This window comes from Collinsella sp. LCP21S3_A9 (assembly GCF_052118785.1).
Taxonomy (GTDB): Bacteria; Actinomycetota; Coriobacteriia; order Coriobacteriales; family Coriobacteriaceae; genus Collinsella.
On record NZ_JBQKGN010000074.1, the window covers coordinates 1 to 362 of the forward strand.

General features: G+C 54.1%; 1 rRNA gene. It reads left to right on the forward strand.

Annotated elements, in window-relative coordinates:
* Nucleotides 1-86 (forward strand): 16S ribosomal RNA (locus tag ACTQ05_RS09620); the annotation flags it as partial.
* Between the last annotated feature and the right edge of the window lie 276 nt (nt 87-362).

Here is a 362-nt window from a genome sequence, read left to right on the forward strand (position 1 = left end):
GGGAGGCGCCGAAGGTGTGGAGGGTGAGGGGGGTGAAGTCGTAACAAGGTAGCCGTACCGGAAGGTGCGGCTGGATCACCTCCTTTCTAGGGAGATACATTCTTAGAGAGATCAACTTAACTCGAATGGAGGGCAGGAGCCCGTCCGGTGGATGTCTGGCCAGGATACGTCCCCGCAGCACCCGGTCCCCGGGGTCGCACCCGCGTACCTTGAGAGCCGCATAGCGATAGGAGAGAGATGGAAGAGTATCCTCTTCCAGACTCGATTCTTTTCTGCGATTAAATAGAGAATGATAGCAATCATTCATCCGATCCAAACAAGAGGAATTCACTCATTGATGAGTGAGGAGCATCTGATCGCGA